This is a genomic window from Corallincola holothuriorum, assembly GCF_003336225.1.
In the GTDB taxonomy this organism is placed as follows: domain Bacteria; phylum Pseudomonadota; class Gammaproteobacteria; order Enterobacterales; family Neiellaceae; genus Corallincola; species Corallincola holothuriorum.
In genome coordinates, this window is the sequence record NZ_QPID01000003.1 from 141036 (window position 1) to 162755 (window position 21720).

A 21720-nucleotide genomic window follows, 5' to 3' on the forward strand; every position below is an offset into this window, starting at 1 on the left:
ACCTTCTTGCAGGCTCTTAATCCGCATATTCCATTGTTGAATAGATCAGACACCTATCTGTAGGTAAAAAGGATCTTGTGAATGAGTCAGATCATGGGGATTTAAAATTATTTCAGTCGTTAATTCAAATTAAACCGATATTGATGAGATTAATAGAAATAATGATTAAGCCGAATAAAATAGATAATTTGAGCGCTTGCTATCATTCTTTCTTGACAAAAAAATATTAGTCACTAATATCTCCACAGCTTATCCATTCATCAATTTAGAGGAGTACTTGAAATGACAGAGGTTACCTATATCAGCCATTAACTATGGTCTTTCAAGTACTTGTGCTTGCAAGGCCTTTGTTGGGGACTTGCAAGCCAGGAAGCATAAACACTAGCCCTGGCCATACGCCGGGGCTTTTAGTATCTGGCAGTCTCCCAAAGAATAATATATTCGCGATTTATATTGCGAAGGGGATTTTTATGCCTGTTAAAATAGAATTAAATAGCGGCGAAAAAAATAAAGATATGCCAGTGAAGATATTCACTGATGACATAGACCATGCTGCTATTAATCAATTAAAAAATATAGCTAAGTTGCCTATTATTCATCGTCATATAGCGGCGATGCCAGATGTGCATATGGGGATCGGTGCTACTGTTGGCGCGGTTATTCCGACCCATAAAGCGATTATTCCTGCCGCTGTGGGTGTGGATATCGGCTGTGGTATGAATGCGCTTCGGCTGTCGCTTAAGGCATCACAGTTACCGGATAACTTAAAGCCGGTACGTGAAGCGATTGAGCGCGCCGTGCCGGTGGGTGCCGCCTGCCATAAGCAGGTGTCAGTGCGCAGCCAGGCATGTGCGGGGCTACAAGCTGGCATTGACCAGTTGTTTGAGCGCCATCCGACGCTGCTGAAAATGCTGAAAAACCCACAACAAACATGGGCGACTCAGATGGGGACGTTGGGCTCGGGTAACCACTTTGTTGAGCTGTGTGTCGATGACTGTGGCGATGTTTGGGTCATGCTGCACTCTGGCAGTCGTGGGATCGGTAATGCCATTGGCCGCTACTTTATCCAGCAAGCCAAGCGAGATATGGAGGGGCATATGCATCACCTACCAGACAAAGACCTGGCTTACTTTAGTGAGGGCAGCGATCATTTTGCTGCGTATGTGGGGGCGGTGGATTGGGCGCAGGAGTATGCGCGGATCAATCGTCAGGAGATGATGGCGTTGGTGCTGCGAGCGATTGCACCTTTGCTGCCAAGGTTTGAAATAACCCAGGAAGCGATTAACTGTCATCATAACTACGTGCAGCAGGAGCATCATTTTGGTGCCGATGTATTTGTGACCCGCAAGGGCGCGATATCAGCCCGTGCCGGTGAGCTGGGCATTATTCCTGGCTCGATGGGAACTCGTTCTTACATTGTTCGCGGTAAGGGCAGTGCGGAAAGCTTTTGCTCATGCTCCCACGGAGCAGGGAGAAAGATGAGTCGTGCCAAAGCCAAGCAACGCTTTAGTCGTGCAGATCTGGAGCAGCAAACCCGCGGCGTTGAGTGCCGCAAGGACAAAGGGGTGATCGATGAGATCCCCGGCGCCTATAAGGATATTGACCAAGTGATGGCACACCAAAGCGATTTGGTGGAGGTGGTACATACCTTGAAGCAATTGGTTTGTGTGAAGGGGTAACAGAGCCCGCCGTGTTGGCAGCGGCGGGTTCATATATAAGTAAGCTAACGGAGCATTAGGATGAAAACAAAACGGCAGCACAAGCCACGTAATTTACATGCGATATCACCGCTGATGAACAAAGGCGGTGCCCATGGTAAAAGCCAAAAGGCTCAGCGTTCGGCGGATAAGTTGTCTTATCAGCAAGAATGGTTAGATTGGGAAACGGAACGGCTATCTGAACAGTGTTTGGGGAGTCTAAAAGAGACCGAGGGTGATACACCCTCGGATTACTATTGTTGTCGTTTGGCGAGCTAAGCCATGGCCGTTTTGCTATCGCTATTGATTAAGGCTTGAGTGCCGCCATCTCGGTCATATCGACCTCTGCAGAATAATCTACACCCGCCAAATCAAAACCATTCAGTGCCATGAAGTCATGCAGGTAGCCGTCAAAATCGGTTAACGCTTTAAAGTTATCTCCATTAATTGTTGGATAGATCTTGGCAATCTCTGCTTGCAGTGATGGTGCCAGTTCATAGTCATCCAAGCGTAATTGGCGATCTTCATCTAATACAGGCTGTTGTCCGGCACCTTTAGTGGCGAACAGGCGATAACATTGTTCGATACAACCCTCATGGGTGCCGTTGGCTTTCATCTGTTTCATCAGAAGTGCCAAGTACACGGACATGACCGGAATAAACACACTTGCTTTGGTAACCAGTGCTTTCGCCACCACAGGGTAGGCTATGCCGCCGACCGTCTGCTGTAACTGTTCATTGAGATGATTGGCGGTGGCATGCAGGTGTTCTTTGGCGACGCCGATGGTGCCAAAACGATACACTGGTGCCGACAGTTCGGGGCCGAGATAGCTAAATGCCAGCGTCTGTGCGCCGGGTGCAAGTAGATCGGCAGCCAGCAAGGCCTCAATCCATTCTTGCCACCCTTCACCGCCCATCACTTTGGTGGTGTGAGTGATCTCTTCGCTGGTGGCGGTTGGGATGGAGGTCCATTCTAACGCTTGGGCTTCAAGATTGATGGTGTTGCCTTCGACCGGTGCGCCTGTGGTTTTCAATACTGAGCGGAAGCTTTCTCCTGTGGCAGGAATATCTCGGCGTCCAGTGGCGAGTGAGTAGATAACCATATCAATCTGGCCAAAGTCCGCTTTCAGATCGGCGATCACTTTCTCCTGCACTTTGGGACTAAAGGCATCACCAATGGTGTTGGCCGCTTGCAGACCCGCGGCTTCGGCAGCCTGGCGGAAATAGCAGTTGTTGTACCAACCTGCGGAACCAACGCCTTTTTCTGACGGCCCACGTTCAAAGGATATGCCATAGGTATCCGCGCCACCGCCAAAAGCTAATGCAACACGGGCTGCTAAGCCAAAACCAGAGGAGGCACCGAGGATTAATACTCGCTTGGGCGTGGTGATCGCTCCTTGGGCTCGCACATAATCGATCTGTGCCTGCAGTGCTTGCTGACAGCCAATAGGGTGACAGCTACGGGCAACGTTACCTGCAAGTTGTGGGGTGATAATCATGGTTATCTCCGGCATTAAAAGCTGATCCAAGCATATGCGGGCTTTGCTTATTTCGCCTAATTTAAACGGCGAGTGGGTCATCGAACCGCAATGCGAGCTATTCGTATTATCAAGGATTTGAATTATAAGAAAATATTATTACAGCGCATTGATCTGAAAAGCTATCCACCGGAGAATAAGACTATAGCGGTACAGAATAATGACAGGAGCTTAGCTGTGTTAGCGAAACCGATGATCGAAAAGCTGAACGAACAGATTAATCTGGAATTCTTTTCTTCTAACCTCTATCTGCAGATGAGTGCATGGTGTGAAGATAAGGGCTTTGAGGGTGCTGCTGAGTTTCTGCGGGAGCATGCTACCGAAGAGATGGAGCACATGAACCGTCTGTTCACCTATGTGAGTGAAACAGGTGCCATGCCTATCATTGGCGGCATTGCTTCACCGGCCCATGAGTTTGAATCGCTGAAAGATCTGTTTGAGAAGATCTATGAGCATGAGTGTTTAGTCACGAGCGCGATTAACGAGCTGGCTCACGTGGCCTTTACCAGTCATGACTACAGCACCTTTAACTTCCTGCAGTGGTATGTGGCAGAGCAGCATGAAGAAGAGAAGCTGTTTAAAGGTATTCTGGATAAAATCGATCTGCTGGATAACGATCGTAAGCTACTGTTCTTTATTGATAAAGATCTTCAGGCGATGGCCCGCGGTGGTAAGCCGGGTTCAATTATGGAACCGGGTGCTTAAGCCATTTCAGGTACAGCAGACTGAGTTGAATAAAGGAGCCGAATGGCTCCTTTTTATGTTTGGATTGTTGTACTGCATCAAGTAAATTTACGGCGAATCAAGGTCAGTGCAAGTAGCGAAAATATGCCAAACATGCCGTTCGAGCCTCCATTGGTATCATCGCCTTCACTCAAAGTCAAAAGCGTCCCTGTTCGATAGGCGCACTGCAGTTGGTCTGTATCACCAGTTCCTTCCTGAAGAGTGAAATCGGAGAGCGTGATTGACGATTCATCTTCAACGATAAGCGTGTCCTTGAAGTGAAATTCCATGACGTGTTCACCGTCAGGTATATCTATCTGCATCGATTCAGCAGAACAATGGCCACTGAAGTTGGCGACAATGTTGTCATCCATGGTCACACTTAACTGGGTATAGTTACTGGCTCCCGACACTTCGGCAGAGAAGCTCAGCGTAGCGGGACCAATCAATGAACCTCTTAGATAACGGTCCTCGGCTAACACCTCTTTGTTTTGGATGCCGCCTTCAATGGCTGCCCAACGATTGATGTCGCCAACAGTCCATTCTTGGAAGGGGGGTTCCCAGTTTTCAACACCTGGCGCAATACTTTCAGCGTATGATTCAAGTTCTAAAAAGCTCAGCCCTTGGCTAGCAGTGCTTATCAGAACGATGTTTCTTTCGTAGTTATTTTCCGGCAGGTTGGCTTCCAAATTGATTGAGCAGCTCTCTGCTGGTGCAAGCACTGAACAATCATGAGCAACCAGATCAATGTCGTTCTCAAACGCTAACTCGATACTCTCAATGATCTTCTCTTCATCTGAGAGGTTGGTAATAACCTGAGTGTGTTCTATTTTCGGATGTGTATCGCTTAAGAACCAAGTTTGGCTTGGCCCAACCTCCAGTCGGGGAGCGGGATCCGTCAGAGCTGCTTTTGTCTGTTCAATCCAAGTTAGGTGATCTCCCAGTCGAGTGAAGATACCCATGTAGTTGTAACCATGAGAGACTAATGCTGCGTATTGATATTGCCCATCCTTAAGAACAAACGCAGGCGTACCACTATCGCCTAGCGCAGGCCCCTTAAATTGTTCGCCGCCGCAAAGGTAGTTGCTGGCATCAAATCCACTTGGTGCCGAGACCTGTGCAATATCGTTACAAGTCGCCTCGTCAGCGATCGATATTGCAGCGCCTTGCAGCTGGTAAGCGGGTATATAGTCTTCGTAGCTGGTTGAGCCGAGCCCTAGAATTTGCAAAATATCACCAGGCTGTATTTGAGCATCTTGCTGCTCAGTGATAATTGTCGCAGCTGGTAGCTCCAACTCGTTATATGTATTCCTAAGCTTGTATATGGCCAAGTCTGCCAGATAGAGCTGCTCATCATAATCTGGATGAACGACCGACTCGAAAAGCTTGAAGCAGTTGTTTTCTGCCGCGTCGCCGGAGTGACCAATACATGCAACAGAGTTGTCAGCGGGTGCCAGCTCAACGCAGTGTGCCGCGGTCAGAATAAGGTCATCACCGATATAGGCACCACCGCAGCGATGGTCAGAAAGAAGGTTGTTTTCAGCGTCTTCGATTTGGCGCAGGCTAACGGTATAAGGCCAATCTTGATCGCTCACCGTCTGGCCGCCAACCACGGCATGGCTATTGACACTGATCATGGCCAGTGCTGCCGGAATAATGTAGCGGAACATATATTTTACTTCCTTGTTTTCAACTAATTACAAGAGGTTCAGGGTAACATCTGAGTAGTGATAATTAATTTTTCTGATGATAATGTGTGATGGTCGTTCCCGCTTTTTACACTTACTCACATTTCTTATGCGTATGTCGGTTTTGAGCCTGTTTTAGGGCAGCCAACACAATGGGAGTTGATGCACCTGAGTGAGTTTGACGACTCAATCGAACAGACTGGGCTCAGTCAATGAGGATCGCTTGCAATATACCTGAGGTGAGGGAGGTACCACCTTCGACCACATTGCCTTTGCCTTCTCTGGCGAGCTCCTTTAGATCCAAAGGCACTGACTCGTCGGTGTCGACAAACAGCACAGAGATACGGCTCTTTTTACTGCTGACGAAATTGCGCGCCAGCTTCAATGTCGCCATACGCTCTTCTGGATAGCCAGGGGCATCGGTGATAATAACAATCATCCGCTGCTCCACCTCTTTGCGCCAGCGGCTGTTAACCGCCTGCTTTAATCCTGCAAAAAGCGCTTCGGGGGTATCGTCATTGCGGCCTTTACCGATGCCATGTCTTAGCTCAAGGGCATCCACGAAGCGTTTCAGCCGCTTGAAGTTGGCCGGTGAGTCAGAAATCTTTAGTAACGGCTGTACGGTCACGGGCGTACGGTATTGCCTGTCGCCATAAGCGACGATGCCAATGCCGATAGAAGAAGAAAGTTTGTCTGTGACCCTGACGAAGCTGACTATCTCACGTTTCAGCGCATTTAGCGCGCTGCCCATACTGCCAGTGACATCTAGCACCAGTACCAGATCGATATCCGGGAATTGGGTTTTTGCGCCGGGCAGAGGTTTTGGCTCTGGAACAGGAATTGGTACGGGGGGCACAGGTGTGGGTGGTGTCGGTTCCGGTTTTTCCGCAAGCAGCCGGAGCGCTTCGGCTAACTGGGCTTGCAAGGCTTCTACGGCAGCCGCTTGTTCCTCCGTCGCGGCATTGGCATCGTCCAGTGCGACTTTCAGCGCTTCGGTGTCGGCGCTGTCGCCAGTATGAGGGAAGTAGGGGAACAGCAGAATGGCGATGAGGATAAATGCCCCCATACCGGAGGCAAACAGATCCAGCGCCGACATACTGAAGATATTGATCTCGCGATTGCGGCGCTGCATTTGTGATTATCCCAGTGAGACCAGGAGTTTGACGTCCCCTATCTGTAGCTGGCTATCGACTGCAAGTGGCACTGGCTTGAAGGGCTGCAGCGGCTGGCCATTTACCCGGGTACCGTTGGTTGAGTTGAGATCTTCGACCATAAAGCCATTGCTTCCACGGCTGATCCGCAGATGGCGACGGGATACGGAACTGTCGTCCAGTAGCAGGTCAACCAGCTGTGGATGACGGCCAATACTGCAACCTTTGCTGCCGTCAGCCAACAGTGATGAGGTCACCTGCAGGCAAACGCTATCGGAGTGGCCTTTGAAACCAGAGAGTACCAGACCACCACCATTGTTTGGTGTTGCGACTGCGTGCTGGGCAACCTGCGTCGGCCCAGGTTGGTGGCTTGGTGTCGTTGCTGGTCGTTGTGGGGCAGAACCTCGAAAGCGTTGACTTAATGGTTCAACCACCTGATGTACAACCTGTGCCGCTTTTTGGCGATTACCTTTGACGGCGAGTAACAAGGTGATCACTAACAGCCCGGCCATAATAGACCCGGCCAACAACACGTTATCGATCAGCCAGTTGAGTTGTTTATCCCGTTCTCCTAGCTGTTCATCCATCTGCGTGCGAAGCTCTGCGGCCTTTAATTCCGCTTCTTTAGCGCGTTGCTCTGCCAGTTGTGCCGCTGACTTTGCGCTAAGAGCATCTTCTCTCGCTTTGGCATCGGTACCTGCACCACCACTGGTGTCACAGGTTGAAGTATCACGGGTAAAGCTGATCCCTTTGCTATTGAGAATGGCTGTTAGTTCAGAGGCATGGGAGGCCCAAAACGCGCCATGACCGGCTTGCGCTTTGATCGCCATGGTATTGGTACCGACCATTCGACCACAGGCATCTAATAATGGACCGCCACTGTTCCCTGGGTTTACCGCGGCGTCGTGCTGGACGATCTTCAAAGCGCGAGATCCGCCCCAGGAACCGGTGTAGACACGACTCACAGTGCCTTCGGTAGCTGTTGCTTGTACGGCAGCGTGTCCCCCTGGTGCTTGATCCGAGATCCCTGGATAGCCGAAGGCATACACCTGGCTGGTTTTACCTAAGCTGCCATCGTTGATCGCCACCGGATTGCCCTGGATCCCACGAACTCGGATCACGGCCAGATCGAGCTGGGGTGAGTCGATGATCACCTCGGCTTCGATACGTTGTTCATCATTATGGGTGATGATGAACAGCTCGTCGTAATCTTCGATAACGTGGTGGTTAGTGGCGATGTAACCGTCATTATTCAGTAATGAGCCGGTACCTGTGGAGGTGCCATCACTCATCAAGTTGACGATCCGCACGACACCTCGTTCCAGCTCTTCAACACGCTTTAATGCGGCATTACTTGGCAGTGCTAATAGGCTTAACACGCTGGCTAAGAGCAAGGGAACTCGTAACTTCTGCATTTGGTTACGCCTTTCTTAATTCAAAAACCAACGTACCGAGCTGCACGCGATCACCGACATGAACCATGTGCGGTTGATGTGCGGTCAACGGGACACCGTTGACGCTAACGCCGTTGGTGGATGCCAGGTCTTCCAGCATCAGTTGCTGGCTCACCCAGATTAAACGGGCATGTTGGCGTGAAACCTCACTATGGGTGACGACCAGTTCACTGGAGTTAGGGCTGCGACCGATCACCAGACCATCGACAGCCGCCCCAAGGCTGCTGCCTTGGATCCTGACAGCGAAACTGGCGGCCTCACCTTCGAGGCCAACCAACAATAGGTCAGGGACGCTGGCAAGTGCTTGTTCATGTGCAGCCTTTGCGGCCAGATTTTGTTGCGCCTGTTGTAACTCTTCCGCTGTCATCTGCTGCTGTTGCACCAGTTGGTTTGATTTACGCTTACGTAGCTGCAGCATGATGATCAGTGCCAACACGATGACACCGGCAACAATACCGCCGTAGATCAACCAAAGTTGCTGTTCTGCTTGCTTCGCAATGGCGGCGTCTAATGCCGCTTGTTGTTCGGTGAGTTGCACTTCTAGCTGTGCAGCGCGCTCGGCCGTTTCTGCAACGACCGCTTTTTGTGCGTCAATCTCAGCTCCTAATGCCGCCTTCTCTTCCGCGGTGGCATCTTTTAGTTGCTTCTGCTTCTCTTCCAGCTGAGCAAGTAGCTTCTTCGCTTCGGCGGCCTTTTTCGCTTCGGCTTCGCGCTGCTTTTGCAGGTCATTGCGCTCAGTTTCCAAAGCATCGAGCTCGGCACCTAAACTCTTTTCGGTTTCAGCCAGTTTCGATTCGGTGTCGGCCAGAGCTTCCGCGGCAAGCCGGGCTTGTTCCGCAGCCGACAAACAGATCTCTTTGGCTACCGTGGTGGTGGCGTAAGCTTTGCTCATTGTTTGTACTTGGGCGAGGGGAACACTAAAGCCGATCCCCTCTTTGCTGGTGAAAATACTGGCATCGGGATCAGGTACGTTGATGCCGATCAGTTCACCACAGTTGTTGATTAATGCGCCGCCGTGAGAGTAATCAGTAAGCTTGACGTTGTGACTGATATAACGCTGGCCACTGTCTTTGTCACTCACCAGTTCGGTGATACTGCCAATGCCAAAGTGAAAACTTGTTGGCTGTTCACGTTTGTCACTGCTTAGGCTTAAGGCGCCAACGGCTCTGCCCTGCTCGGATTGCTGGCGGGCAACAACCAATGCCGGCGCATCCAACCCCTCAACCTTGAGCAGCGTCAGTGCCAATTTGTCATCTTGATTGACGCGCACTGCCGCCAGTTCGGCACCACTGCTGTCCACCACAGCGAACCGCTGGCCTTTTTCCAATGCATCGCTGCTGGTCACCACATAGCCGGTTGCCAATACCACGGCAGTGGCTTCGGCTCTGGGCTCATCATAAAGATAAACTTTCAGTTTTAAGCTGCTATCTAACAGACCTTGGTGGGGAATGTCGGCACTCCAAGCCGCTGTTGACAGGAGAGAGATAAACATCGCGGTGAGCAGTCGTTTCATCATTATGCTTCCATTACTCGTTATTCTTCTTAGGCGCGTTCTCTTTTGGAGGCACGCTGTTGCTGGGCACCTTGAGGACGGCTTGTGGCTTATCTAGCGGGATCGCGTCATCAGCATCTTCCGGTACGGCTTGTTCCATTGCCTTATCTTCGAGCCCTTTTTCAGGGACGATCTCTGGCACTTCTGGTGCAACTTCGGGTGTGATTTCGATAGTTTCTGGCGCCACTAGCTCGGTGTCGGCTGCTGTTTCAGGTTCTATTATTGCCGGTGCTGTTGGCTGTGTTTCACTGGCTGGATCAGCGCAGATTTCGTCGGTGGCACCACAATCTGGGGTGGGGGTCAGTAGCCACCAACCAAGTACAGCGGCAACAACCACGGCACCGACAGCGGGGAGCAGTTTACTGCTGCTAGCTTGTTTATGTTGGTGTGGCGTGTTGGCACTGGCGGGGATCTCAGCGAGCACTGCCGTGGCATTGTCTTGTCCCGGCGCGTTGGCGGCATCAACAGCCGCCAGTAACCGGCGTACTCCGGCTGCTGGATCACTGCTTTGGGCAGACAACTGTTCGGCAATCGCCTTGTCCGACAGTGTTTGTACGCCATCGCTGGCCAACAATATCTGATCACCGGCTTGCAGCGGAACGGGCATTTTGGGTTGGTCGATGAGCGACAATTGATCGCCACATAAGGCGGATCGCAATGCGTTACGTCGACTGTCTTTGGCCAGCTCCTCTTCGGTCATTCGCCCCAGCTCTACTAAGCCTTGAAGCACGGGTAACATCGAATGATCTTCATTAAGCCGTTTTAACTCACCGTGACGAAGTAGCCACATCGGAGAGTCACCTACACTGACCCAGGTGATTGCTTGCTCGCTGATTAAAGCTGCCAGTAAGGTACACCCCATCCCTTCGTGACCTGGGTTGTTCGCGATATGCTCGGTGATCGCGCCATTGGCGGCATTGAGCGCATCCCGCAACATCACACTTGCGGGCGCGGGGGTTGAATTCTGATAGTGATTGAGAAAAGTCTCTTTCGCTAACAAGCTGGCGGTGTCGCCTGCGGCGTGACCGCCCATGCCGTCGGCTACCAACAGCAACATGTCGCCATCATCGTTAACCAACCAGTGACCGAAACTGTCTTCCTGGTAGTCTCGTGCGCCCTGTATCTGGGCGCCAGCCATCAAGGGCGTCAGCGCCATGGTTAAGCCTTCTCTTGCCAATCGAAGTCAGGGCCACACAGTGGCATGAATCGTAGCTCGGTAGCACCGATGATCAGTTCTACACCAGCAGTTAACTCGGTCGGTGTCAGCACGGGTGCTTCATTCATGTAGACCAAATTGGTGCCGCCACCATGCTGCAAATAGAACTTACGCCCTTTCGGATCGTAAGTGACCAGCGCATGTTGCTTACGGGAGATCTGGTCATCGCCAAAATCTAAGACAATCCGCTGATCGGCGTCGCGGCCAATAGCATTCACGCCATAACCCAGGCGCAACGCATTGCCCATGCCTGGACCGCCGGTGATCACTAACCAACCGGCTAAGGGATCTGCCATGGCATCACTGCTTTGTTCTGCCGTTGCCGCAGCAGCTGCGGGTTGGGCTTCACCTGTTGATGCTGGCGCGGCGGTGGTTGCACGACCAGGACGAAAAACACGGGTCTTAGGATCGCCGTCGGATGGGCTGGCTGCGGGTGGCACTTGCCCTTGAGGTGTGCGAGATGTCGGCGTATCCACATTTTGCCCTGCTAATGGTGCGGCGGGGGTGACGCTTGGTCGATTGACAGTGGTTGCCGCATCTAATGGACTGGCAGGGGTCGCTTGTGCTGGTTTGGGTGTTGAGCCTCTGACGACCTGAGTAGGCTGCTCTAGCGGATTGCTGGCCTGTTGGGTTGGGCTATCGATAATGCGACCATTTTGATCTCTGTAGACGGGCATGTTATTCCCCCTGACGTTCGTAAAGTCGGTTAATGAGGTTGTCCAGACAGTATTGTCCAGATAGGTTCAGAGCGCGCTCTTCGCGCCCTTGTGCAATGTGTGTTAACAGTACCAGCACGGCAGACATCACCAGAGCCAGTAACGTAGTGTAAAAAGCTAAGCCTAAGCTAAGGGTCACCTGTTTCAGCAGTTCAGGATCGTCAAACTTGGGCGCTGCACCGGCATCACTGAGGGCAAGCGCGATACCGACTACGGTACCGATAAAACCCAGCGTCGGGATCAGCCAACTGATGTAACGAACCACGTTGTATCTCAGGTCAATTTCATGTTGATAAAGTTCGAGGCTCGAATTGAAAATGGTGTTGGCTTGCGCCAGCGAACCGCTGCTTTGAAATTGCAAAATAACGCGGCGCAATAGTCGCGGTAAAAAACAGTGGGGGGCAATGGTTTGCAGGCGCTGATAGAGCGCGCCTAAATCGCGAGCTAACAACATCGTTTGCTGGTCTTCCGGCAACAACTTCATGACCAGCTGCTGCTGTTCTTCATTGGCAGCGGTTAAGCGGAACCAAAGCTCGGCAATACCGATGGCAAACACGAGCCACATCACCACCGGGATGGTGAACGGAAACGGTAGTACTCTGCTTTCACGATCAAGCAACAGTGCCGCTGCATTACTGCCTGTTGGCAAGGCAAAGGAGAGCAGTAGTATAAGAACTACCGCTGCACACAGGCAGTAGAGCCAATACTCCTTGCGGTTCAAGAGTAAACTTCTCCGGTACCGGGGTGACGCTTAGGCCCACTGCCATTGAGTTGCTGTAACAACTGCTGCGCTGTGATGGTGATATTCCCTAAGCGTAGTGTTTGTTGCGGTTCAATAAAGCTTTGGACCAGCGGCTGCCACTGGCCATTATTATCAACGAAACTGCCGTTGGTGCTTTGGCAATCGGAAAGATACAGTCGACCATCTGCGGCCTGTACCAATTCGGCGTGGCGTCCAGACACTGACGCGTCATTAACAACGATGTCGTTGTGAGCGCTGCGGCCAATGCTATAGGCTCGAATCGCCATGGTTAAGCTCCTAAATCAATAGTTGTCGTAGACGTTAGCTTTCTTACCCGCTTCGTAGACTTCCTGGGAACCGCCTTTAAAGAAGCGGTTGCCGTTGACGGTGGGTGACGCTTCTTCATGAACATAGACACTGGGGTATGAGTTGTCGTCATCGTAGCCGACGTTATAGAACTTGTTGCCACGATAGATGCCCTGAGCCTCTTCGCGAATGTTTATACCATTCCCGCCGATATTGCGCAGAGTGTTGTTTACGATGACCGGACTTGAGGTGTCGTATATCGTGAGTCCGAAGCCATCCACCTCATTCTCTTCAAACCGTGGGCTGGCCGTGCCTTCGACCCAGAGTCCCCAGTCCGATAGCCCGGTCAAGCTGCTCTTGCGAATAGTTGGTTGCGCTTGTTCTTTCACCAAAAACACGCGACCACCAGGGCTTTTCACATCGGTGCTAATAAAGGTCGGTGTTGATGTGCCAGCAATGGAGATGGCAAAGGATTCACCCGTGCCGCGGAGTACGTTGCCTTCGAAGCTGCCTTTTGCGGCATCACGAAGCAGGAAGTTATTGCTTTTATTGTCGGTAAAACGGTTGTTTTGCACCTTAGGGCTTGCGCGATCTTTGACCACAAACACGGGCTGCTCAAGGCCTTTAAAGTGGTTGTTGCGATAGAGTCCGCGGGTGTCACCGTAAGTGTTAACGGCATTCCATGGTGTGCCATGGAAGTAGTTGTCTGTGACCGTTGGATTGGCCGTGCCCTTCGCTGCCAAGATAGTAGAGTGGCCGTTACTCAGGTCACAATTGGTGATCGTCGGCGAGCCACCAGTGATCCAGAGGGCATTTTGGTTATCTACTTTACCGGTATAACGTATGGTCAGATTGTCCAGAGTGGCATCGCCAGAGATGGTAAAGGTGTTGTCCGTGGTTGATGTCACCACGATCTGACTACGGTTACCGTCGCCTTTGAGCTTGATTTTTTTGCTTAAATTAAACGCGCCAGTGTAGGTGCCTGGGCGGATTAAGAGCGTGTCTCCGGATTTGGCTGCGGCAATGGCGGAAGCCAGATTGCTGTAATCGCCTTTGCCGGAAGCATCCACGATGAAGCCGCCACGTTTTAGGGTGACTGTTGGTCCTGTATCCCCGGCTTTCGGCGTAAATTCATGCCAACCCGTATGTGTACGGTAGCCGGCTTTTTTCACTTCAACGCGGTATTTACCGGGCGCAAGCAACATACCATCGCTATAGGCTGGGCCAATATTTAAAATGCGCACCCTGGCATCCGCAGGCTGGCGTTTTACGGTAAAGGCGAATTCTGAAATTGCCGCGCTTAAGTTCACTGATGGTGAGCCATGCTCCTGATGATCTAGGGTCCGTGTGCTGCTTTCATAGCCGTCGGCTGACACCTTCACTTCATATTTGCCGTAGGGTAGCGTCATCCCTTTGCTGTATAAGCGACCGGTGCCTGTGAACACTACCTTGGCTGAGCTAGGATTTAGCGTGATCTGCAGCGGACCTTTATCGGCGGTCACTTTGGTTTTGCTCTCTTTGCCTGCGGTTTTGGTGTCAACGATTTGGCTTCCACCACCATTAACAATAGGCTTGAGCTGGCTTTGAGCAATGAAGTAACCACCGACGCCAACACTGATACCTACTAATAGGATCAGCAGTGTTTTCATGGTGCCACCACTATTGCCTGGCGCGGGCTCAGGGGCCGGAGATGGCGCCGGTTTGGCAGGCGATGGCTGGGCCGGTTGCGATGGTGTAGGAGACGCTGACGGTGAACCCATGACGACGGTTGCCGCTGGATCTGATGGCTGCCCGTTGGGCTGGCCATAGGATGATGCTGGCTCACCGACTAAGCCCAATTTATGCTGCCAGAGTTCGACAGCTTGCGGGCGCTGGTTCTCATTTACCTCGATCGCCCAATCGATACCGTCTAATAGTTCTGCGGGATATTCCCCTTGGCTAAGGGAGGTCGCTGATGGCATTCCTGGGCCACCCCGTGACGCGGTCAGAGAGCGACTCACCGCATCCATTAGTTTGTCATCACCGAACCCGGTAACAGCGCGATAAGCAACCATGCCCAATGCGTAGATATCTGTCCATGGCCCCAACTGATCCATCGACTCGGCATACTGCTCAATAGGCGCATAGCCGGGGGTTAAGATCTGGGTAACACGGCCGGAGCGATTACCGATCGCTTGTCGGGCGGCGCCAAAGTCGAGTAATACGGCACTGCCATCAGGGCGGATAATGATATTGCCCGGTTTGATGTCGCGGTGGATCATACCGGCTTGGTGTACCTGGCGCAGGCCGCTGGTGAGGTCGGACAGCAAGCGTTGGATCTCGGCAGTGCTGAGCTTAGGCGTGGCTTGCAGCTTGTGGGAAAGGGTATCGCCCTCTTCATAATTCAGCACCATGTAAGCGGTGCCGTGCGCCTGGAAAAAGCGGTGTACATGGTTGACGTTAGGGTGAGTAAAGCGCGCCAATACCTGGGCTTCTTGCAGAAAGCGATCTAAGCCCCACTGGAAATCATCGGCATCTTGTTGGCTTTTGGGCGCAACAGTGTCGCCCGCACGGACAGCAAATTCGTTTGGCAAAAACTCTTTGATGGCAAAGATTTTATTAAGATAAACATCAACGGCTTTGTAGGTAATACCAAAACCACCGTGGCCAAGTATGCCTTCAATACGATAGTTATCGAGCTGGAAGCCATTGGGTAAGGCGTGAATATGATCCATGCTGTCGCGCAACCTTAACTTTAAAAATGATGAAAATCTGGATTAACTTTTCACTCAACGCATGTGACATGAGTATGGCCACTGACGGAATTGAAAAGGTTAATGTGATGTTAAATTGTTTGTATTTTGCGCTATCTATCACCGCTTTCCAATCGTTGGCGTTAGTTTTTTCTAACATTCAGCTTTTGCGCCACATCAATTATTTATAACCTGATTAGATATCAAGACGTTAGTCGATGCGTAATTTTGTGATCCCAATAGGCTGATTCGTAATGAATTGCCAATCAGCCTGGCGCTGACTTTGCCACTTAGCGTTTAACGACAGCCTGCGCCAACTGGGGCAATGCCGACGTCTTTTGACTTTCTGTCGGTTCTATCTGGCCGTTGCTGTCTGCAGTGAACCATTACCGCTCAGTGCAAAAGCTGCGTAAAATAGGCGTTGAACAGCGTGCAGCGGCTTAACCTGCCCCTATGGCGATAATCGAGCAAACCCGATGACAGAGAATGTAGATGTAGTAGTAATTGGCGCTGGTGCGGCAGGCTTAATGTGTGCTGCCGAGGCCGGCAAGCGTGGTCGCAGCGTGCGTTTGCTTGATCATGGCAAAAAAGCAGGGCGTAAGATCATTATCTCCGGCGGGGGGCGTTGTAATTTCACCAATATGTATGCTGAACCAGCTAACTACCTCAGCCAGAACCCTCATTTCTGTAAGTCTGCATTGGCGCAGTATACCCAATGGGACTTTATCGCCATGGTGGATAAGCACGGTATTGCCTACCACGAGAAAACTCTGGGGCAGCTGTTTTGCGATGATAGCGCCCATCAAATCGTCGATATGTTGCTAAAAGAGTGTGATGACGCCGGCGTGAAGGTGCAGCTGCGTACCGAGATCCTGGGTGTGGAAAAGTTGGATAACGGCTTTCTGGTGAAAACCAGCCAAGGAGAGTTGGCTTGCACATCGCTGGTGGTGGCCTGCGGTGGCCTGTCGATGCCCAAGCTAGGCGCCACGCCTCTGGGTTATCAAATCGCTGAGCAATTTGGCCTTAACGTGTTGCCTACCCGTGCGGGCTTGGTGCCTTTCACTCTGCAACCAGAGCAGAAAGAGGTGTTGGCGGAATTAAGTGGTGTCAGTGTCGACAGCTATGCCACGGCTAAAGATGGCACCGGCTTTAAAGAAGCTCTGCTATTTACTCATCGCGGATTGTCTGGCCCTGCCGTGTTGCAGGTCAGCTCCTACTGGCAACCGGGCGAAGCGGTCACCTTTGATCTGTCGCCGCAAGAATCGCTGATTGATTGGCTATTGGAGCAGGCGAAAACTCAGCCGCAACTCACCCTCAAAAATGCGCTGGCGCGAAAATTCCCCAAAAGCATGGTTGAAGCCTGGATCAAACTGCACCAACTGCCTAACCCTGCCATCGGTCAACTCAGTAATAAACTGCGCGAACAACTAAACACCGTGCTGCATCAATGGCAGGTGATCCCCAGCGGCACCGAAGGTTATCGTACTGCCGAAGTCACCTTGGGCGGTGTGGATACCAACGGTTTGAGCTCCAAAACTATGGCAGCAAAAAACGTCGACGGCTTGTATTTTATCGGTGAAGTGGTGGATGTGACGGGCTGGCTCGGGGGCTTTAACTTCCAATGGGCATGGAGCTCCGGTTGGTTGGCGGGGCAGTATGCATAATTGTACGCAGGCCATAGTCTCTGGCATGGACTGCAAATTGGCAGGCATACCATTGAATCAGATATTGTTTTAGCTGAATGAAGCCTAAGTACTCTTTAAGCCTTCTATTGCTATGTGCCCTCCTTGTCGGGGCGCTGGCTGTTGCATTGAAGCCGGACAGGTACCGCCACATATTGCCTGATCAAGTCGTTCATTCGCTGCGCACTACCTACGAACTATTGATCGTTCAATTTCCCGTCGAAGAAGCGATTGAAGCGCCACAACCTGAGTTAATTGGGCAAACTGTATCGGCACCGCAACGTACCTTTTTAGGCCGAGGCGAAACGCGCCACATTCCTTATCAGCGCCGTGGTGAATGTATTGATCAGACATTGGGGGAGGTGGCAAAGAAACCCACGCTAAGTTTATTTACCTGGGTGGATGACAATGGTGTGACTCACTATTCCGATAAGCGTGCTGGTGGTGGCGAAGCCAAACAGATCAAGTTGTCGACGGGTGATGAGATGGACTATTACCTGTTAGATCTCAAGACCCACGGTGTTCATAAGATGTTTAAGGATCAGCTGCGGGCGCGTATCAAAAAGAGCTTTTTGTTTTATCGTTCGTTATTGGGCCAAGGCGAGTTGCGAAAGATCGCTGTGAATATGCAAGTGTTCGCCAACTCGGCGCACTATGCCGACTACCGTCGCTCTATCCAAGCCACTGTTGCCGCCGATGCGCCGGGGTTTTATTCGCCCAGCCGCAACGAGTCAGTCTTACTCTATTTAGGTGAGCAACAAACCACAGAAACGGCGGTGCATGAAGCCGTGCATTCCATCACTTCCGGGCTGATTGGCGAAACCGGGCCATGGTTAACGGAAGGTCTATCAGAATACTTGGAAAACTTGCAGGTTAAAATGCAGTATGCCGAGGTGAGCCCAAGCCCTGATTGGCGTTCGAAGCAGGGTCTCAGATTTAGTCCTGTGCCTCTGCATATTTTGCTAAACACAGCGCATCAAGAGTTTTACGGCAGCAGCAGTAAAGATTTCTATGGGACTAGCTGGGCATTTATCTACTTTCTGATGGACGATCCCACACGGGAGCAATGGCTTGCGCAACTGTTGCTGCAGGAAAAAGCGGATCGATGCGATGTCACGTTGGATATCGCGCAGCTTGAGCGAGTCACCGGGGTGCCGATCAGCCAGATGCAACGCACTTTCAATCACTGGTTGAGAACGAACACGTTAACAGCACACCGTTATTGAATCTGACTATTCTGTTGTATTGCTCTAGGAGTTTTTGGTGTTAGACGCGACAGACTCACCTCATGGTGGGGGCGAATATGTAATGTACTGGGATTATTAATTTTTATTTTTGCCCTATTTTGTTAGGCTTCGCGTTTCATTGAGCAATATCCGAAAAGGACAACGGATAACGTTCAATCGTTAGTTTAAATCCTTGCTGGATCGACTTACCAATAAATATGACATGGAGGTTTAATTGAACTCTTTTAATTTCAATTCACTTATTAATACCCTCACTGGGACGTTCCTTTCTACTGCAATACTGATGGTTGGCGTGAGTCAGGCGGCCGTTGGCGTTGTTCAATTTGCAACGCCGGATGATGGCGATGGATTTGAAAACATGCGCTGCATGCAGGGAGCAGTCGTTACTCCCAATGGTCGTTTTGCCTATGCTGGCTCGTTTTGTAATAAAGCGTTGGTGTCATTTTCCCGAAATGAGGAAACTGGCGAGCTTACACCTATTTTGAATACCCTTAACGACGATACCACTGACGGTTCGGGGGTCTCTCCGCATGATGGTATGTTCATCTCTGCTGATGGGCTGCACCTCTATGTGCCGGGCCATACGAATGAGGGGGACAACTTCCGAGATGTTATCTTTGTTTATGACATCAATGCTGAAACAGGAACGCTCACGTTTAATCAGCTATTTGACGATTTTGAACACTCCTCTAGTGAGTATTTCTACAGGCTGTCGGATGATGGCAAAAATATGTACGTTGCCGTTGCTGATGGTCATATATATACCTTGAGCAGAGCTGCCAACGGTAAACTGTCTCGAATACAACTCATCATGAGTGAGCATCTTACCGATGAATTTTGGCGTAGCGAGAGGATCTGGGATATTGAGTTGTCAGGTGATCAGACGCATTTATATCTGACAACGAATCCCCATCATATTTTTTGGCTGCAGCGCGATGAAAGCACAGGTGTTTTGAGCGTTGCTGGTAGTACCGATGGCAGTCAAATTGATGAGTTCAATGATGACGAAATTACTGATTTTGCTATTAGCCCAGATGGTAATGACTTATACGGCTCTACTTGGGATGATCGCTTTCTTCATTTCCGTATTGCGGATGACCGCTCGGTGTCACTCAGTAATTTTTTCGATGAACTGCCAGATTCTCATCCCAACCCGAGGTTTTACTGCACTAATAAGCCCAAACTCAGTGAAAATGGCCGACTTTTTTATGTGGTGGATGCGTGCTCTGATGACATACAGGTCTGGACCCGGGATGTTAATACGGGTGAATTAACCTATAGAGACGCGGCTTTCGATGGTGAATCAGGTGTGCCAGATGACATGTTCTCTCAGATGGAGATGCTGGACTTTAGTCATAATAAACAACAGATTTTGGGTTCTACAAATGGTGGCTTAGCAGTGTTAGATCTGACTGTTGATATGAAGCTGCAGGTAGATATTGCTGAGGTTGTAACTGCAGGTGAGTCTATCGAACTGGAACTTGATATCGAGAATTTGGGCCTTGCTATCGCTCATGATGCGTTGATTACCATCGATGCTGGAGAGTTTGCGGTGACTGACGCGACTATTTCAGGCAGCGGTACGGATTGCAGCTATGCGGCAGGAGAAGATATTTTGTGCACTATTGATCGGTTTGTGCCCACTGCGATGGAACGTATCACGTTGACTTTAGTAGCACCGTTGGCGCCGGCAACATACCCAATAAGTGCAACCTCAACGCAGGCGCAGATAGATAAAGACAGCACCAATAACCAAATTGATTTAATGGTGCGGGTTGACGCTGCAGAAATACCTACGCCAGCACCAGAAGAGCCTGAACAGCCAGATGACTCTGCACCGGACACACCTGAATTACCGGATCCCCAACCAGAGCCGGACGATATTGATGGCGTGGACAACAGCTCCGGCGGTGGCGGTGCGATTAATGCTGGCTGGTTGCTGCTAATGATGGCTGCAGCCTGGCGCAGGAAGATCCGTGTTTAGGTAGAAATACTCGTAACGAAGGAAAGTGCTTTTTAGCACCTTCCTTATTTTAAGCGGTATGCACTCAGCCTCACTTCCTATGCTCACATTTGAGCGTGAATCTATTACGCGCTAAGGTTCATCTAATGAAGACATTTGAATGGTAGGAGCTTTGTAAAATGGTGAGTTTTGGCAGCCCGCGTCAGACCGGTTTCACCTTGATAGAGTTGGTGGTGGTGATCATCATTCTGGGTATTCTTGCGGTTACGGCGGCGCCAAAATTTCTCGACCTGCAAGGTGACGCAAAAGCGAGTGCGGTGCAGGGGATAAAAGCAGCCATTGAGTCCTCTGCAGATTTTGTCTATTCGAAAGCGGCTATCGATAACGTCGAAAAAGAACTGCGAGATGTCACTATCGAATACAGTGGCACCGACATCGAAATTAAAGTCGGTTATCCGGAAGCGTATGGTGATAATGATGGTGGTCTTATTGACACGCTGGATTTAGATCCTGATCTGGAAGTCTGCTACGGCAGTGGCGACACCTGCAACCTGGACTCTAACTCCTCCAATGTTCGTATCGGTTATAACCTAGAAGACGACGCCAACCCCTGTTTTGTCCGCTATATAGAACCCCGAGGTACCGACGGTGTAGATGATACCTACACCATCGTGGTGGATACCAGCGGCTGCTGATCTTAGTTCTGGTCTAACACACTTCAAGAAGGGCATCGAAAGGCTTAAAGCCACCGGTGCTGTTCTCATTTACATTAGTCTTGTTCAAGGTCCGATAAATTCATACAGAGGGGGCAAATGCCAGTGGCTATGGTCATGGATTGTTGCTGCATAGTGATCGACGACAGCAGGCCAAACTGAGCACTGACCAGAATAGTATGGTCAGCAGAGGGATCATACTGGATCGTGCTGATGGGAATGCCCGCCACATAGTATTCTAATTGCTGTCTTTTCCCCGAATTAACAAGCGCTTGAGACGTCAATAGTAATGTTGCTGCAATGATAACAGTTGGCGCTATTAGCTGCTTACTTTTGTGTTTCACAGCTAACAGTGCCACACCAAAGATCCAAGTTAACACTGTCAATATGACAACTACGGACAATGGGAACTTGTAAGTTAAGTCAATGGCATCACTGCCCGAAATTAAATAACTATCTGTTCTGGAGAACAGTAGCCAGAGGGTAAGCAGGATGGCTATTAGGCAGCTTAAAAGCTTCATTTTAATCCTTATGTGCGAGGTGTGATGTCTCTACGTAACCGCCCCGCCAGCAAAAAACTGATTAATCTTGTTGTGCAACA

18 protein-coding genes are annotated in these 21720 nt (G+C 50.6%); 7 read left to right on the forward strand and 11 right to left on the reverse strand.

What is annotated here, in order from left to right:
• Positions 1-470 precede the first annotated feature (470 nt).
• Together DU002_RS06220 and DU002_RS06225 are read left to right on the forward strand one after the other, a co-directional pair.
• Positions 471-1679: an RtcB family protein gene (locus DU002_RS06220; protein ID WP_114337513.1), complete on the forward strand. Its 1209-nt coding sequence runs from the start codon at positions 471-473 to the stop codon at positions 1677-1679.
• 60 nt (positions 1680-1739) lie between these two features.
• The gene (locus tag DU002_RS06225) at positions 1740-1976 is read left to right on the forward strand and encodes a hypothetical protein (RefSeq protein WP_114337514.1); all 237 of its coding nucleotides are present in this window, start codon (positions 1740-1742) and stop codon (positions 1974-1976) included.
• A gap of 28 nt (positions 1977-2004) precedes the next feature.
• Here the strand turns inward: DU002_RS06225 and fabV are convergent, their stop codons facing one another.
• Positions 2005-3195, reverse strand: a complete 1191-nt coding sequence (fabV, locus tag DU002_RS06230; protein ID WP_114337515.1) for an enoyl-ACP reductase FabV — start codon at positions 3193-3195, stop codon at positions 2005-2007.
• A gap of 216 nt (positions 3196-3411) precedes the next feature.
• On the opposite strand from fabV, the gene ftnA reads away from it, so the two are divergent.
• Positions 3412-3939, forward strand: coding sequence for a non-heme ferritin (gene ftnA / locus DU002_RS06235; RefSeq protein ID WP_114337760.1), 528 nt, complete (start codon positions 3412-3414; stop codon positions 3937-3939).
• 77 nt (positions 3940-4016) lie between these two features.
• Here ftnA and DU002_RS06240 read toward each other — a convergent pair whose 3' ends face one another.
• The 9 genes from DU002_RS06240 to DU002_RS06280 all read right to left on the reverse strand — a co-directional run bounded on the left by DU002_RS06240 (position 4017) and on the right by DU002_RS06280 (position 15496).
• Positions 4017-5627 carry a S1 family peptidase gene (locus tag DU002_RS06240; protein ID WP_114337516.1) on the reverse strand — a complete coding sequence of 537 codons (1611 nt, stop codon included), beginning with the start codon at positions 5625-5627 and terminating at the stop codon, positions 4017-4019.
• 223 nt (positions 5628-5850) lie between these two features.
• Complete coding sequence (locus DU002_RS06245) at positions 5851-6777, reverse strand: vWA domain-containing protein (protein WP_114337517.1); 927 nt, start codon at positions 6775-6777, stop codon at positions 5851-5853.
• A gap of 6 nt (positions 6778-6783) precedes the next feature.
• A complete protein-coding gene (locus DU002_RS06250) occupies positions 6784-8211 on the reverse strand; it encodes a trypsin-like peptidase domain-containing protein (protein WP_114337518.1) in 1428 nt (475 codons plus the stop codon).
• A gap of 4 nt (positions 8212-8215) precedes the next feature.
• Positions 8216-9766: an FHA domain-containing protein gene (locus DU002_RS06255; RefSeq protein WP_114337519.1), complete on the reverse strand. Its 1551-nt coding sequence runs from the start codon at positions 9764-9766 to the stop codon at positions 8216-8218.
• 10 nt (positions 9767-9776) lie between these two features.
• The gene (locus tag DU002_RS06260) at positions 9777-10958 is read right to left on the reverse strand and encodes a PP2C family protein-serine/threonine phosphatase (RefSeq protein ID WP_114337520.1); all 1182 of its coding nucleotides are present in this window, start codon (positions 10956-10958) and stop codon (positions 9777-9779) included.
• 2 nt (positions 10959-10960) lie between these two features.
• Positions 10961-11695 carry an FHA domain-containing protein gene (locus DU002_RS19425; RefSeq protein ID WP_199405179.1) on the reverse strand — a complete coding sequence of 245 codons (735 nt, stop codon included), beginning with the start codon at positions 11693-11695 and terminating at the stop codon, positions 10961-10963.
• Between the two features lies 1 nt (position 11696).
• On the reverse strand, positions 11697-12455 hold the full coding sequence (locus DU002_RS06270) for a MotA/TolQ/ExbB proton channel family protein (RefSeq protein ID WP_114337521.1): 759 nt from the start codon (positions 12453-12455) through the stop codon (positions 11697-11699).
• Positions 12452-12763, reverse strand: coding sequence for an FHA domain-containing protein (locus tag DU002_RS06275; RefSeq protein WP_114337522.1), 312 nt, complete (start codon positions 12761-12763; stop codon positions 12452-12454). Before DU002_RS06275 ends, DU002_RS06270 begins: the two co-directional genes overlap by 4 nt.
• A gap of 15 nt (positions 12764-12778) precedes the next feature.
• A complete protein-coding gene (locus DU002_RS06280; protein ID WP_114337523.1) occupies positions 12779-15496 on the reverse strand; it encodes a protein kinase domain-containing protein in 2718 nt (905 codons plus the stop codon).
• Between the two features lie 494 nt (positions 15497-15990).
• Between DU002_RS06280 and DU002_RS06285 the strand changes: the two genes are divergently transcribed.
• The 4 genes from DU002_RS06285 to DU002_RS19575 all read left to right on the forward strand — a co-directional run bounded on the left by DU002_RS06285 (position 15991) and on the right by DU002_RS19575 (position 21101).
• Complete coding sequence (locus DU002_RS06285; protein WP_114337524.1) at positions 15991-17178, forward strand: BaiN/RdsA family NAD(P)/FAD-dependent oxidoreductase; 1188 nt, start codon at positions 15991-15993, stop codon at positions 17176-17178.
• Between the two features lie 173 nt (positions 17179-17351).
• Complete coding sequence (locus tag DU002_RS06290) at positions 17352-18422, forward strand: DUF4124 domain-containing protein (RefSeq protein ID WP_158537984.1); 1071 nt, start codon at positions 17352-17354, stop codon at positions 18420-18422.
• A 235-nt stretch (positions 18423-18657) separates the two neighbouring features.
• Positions 18658-20427 carry a GlyGly-CTERM sorting domain-containing protein gene (locus tag DU002_RS06295; RefSeq protein ID WP_147271791.1) on the forward strand — a complete coding sequence of 590 codons (1770 nt, stop codon included), beginning with the start codon at positions 18658-18660 and terminating at the stop codon, positions 20425-20427.
• Between the two features lie 158 nt (positions 20428-20585).
• Positions 20586-21101, forward strand: a complete 516-nt coding sequence (locus tag DU002_RS19575) for a type II secretion system protein (protein WP_114337527.1) — start codon at positions 20586-20588, stop codon at positions 21099-21101.
• Positions 21102-21175: 74 nt separating this feature from the next.
• Here the strand turns inward: DU002_RS19575 and DU002_RS06305 are convergent, their stop codons facing one another.
• A complete protein-coding gene (locus DU002_RS06305; RefSeq protein ID WP_114337528.1) occupies positions 21176-21640 on the reverse strand; it encodes a hypothetical protein in 465 nt (154 codons plus the stop codon).
• Positions 21641-21720: the final 80 nt, after the last annotated feature.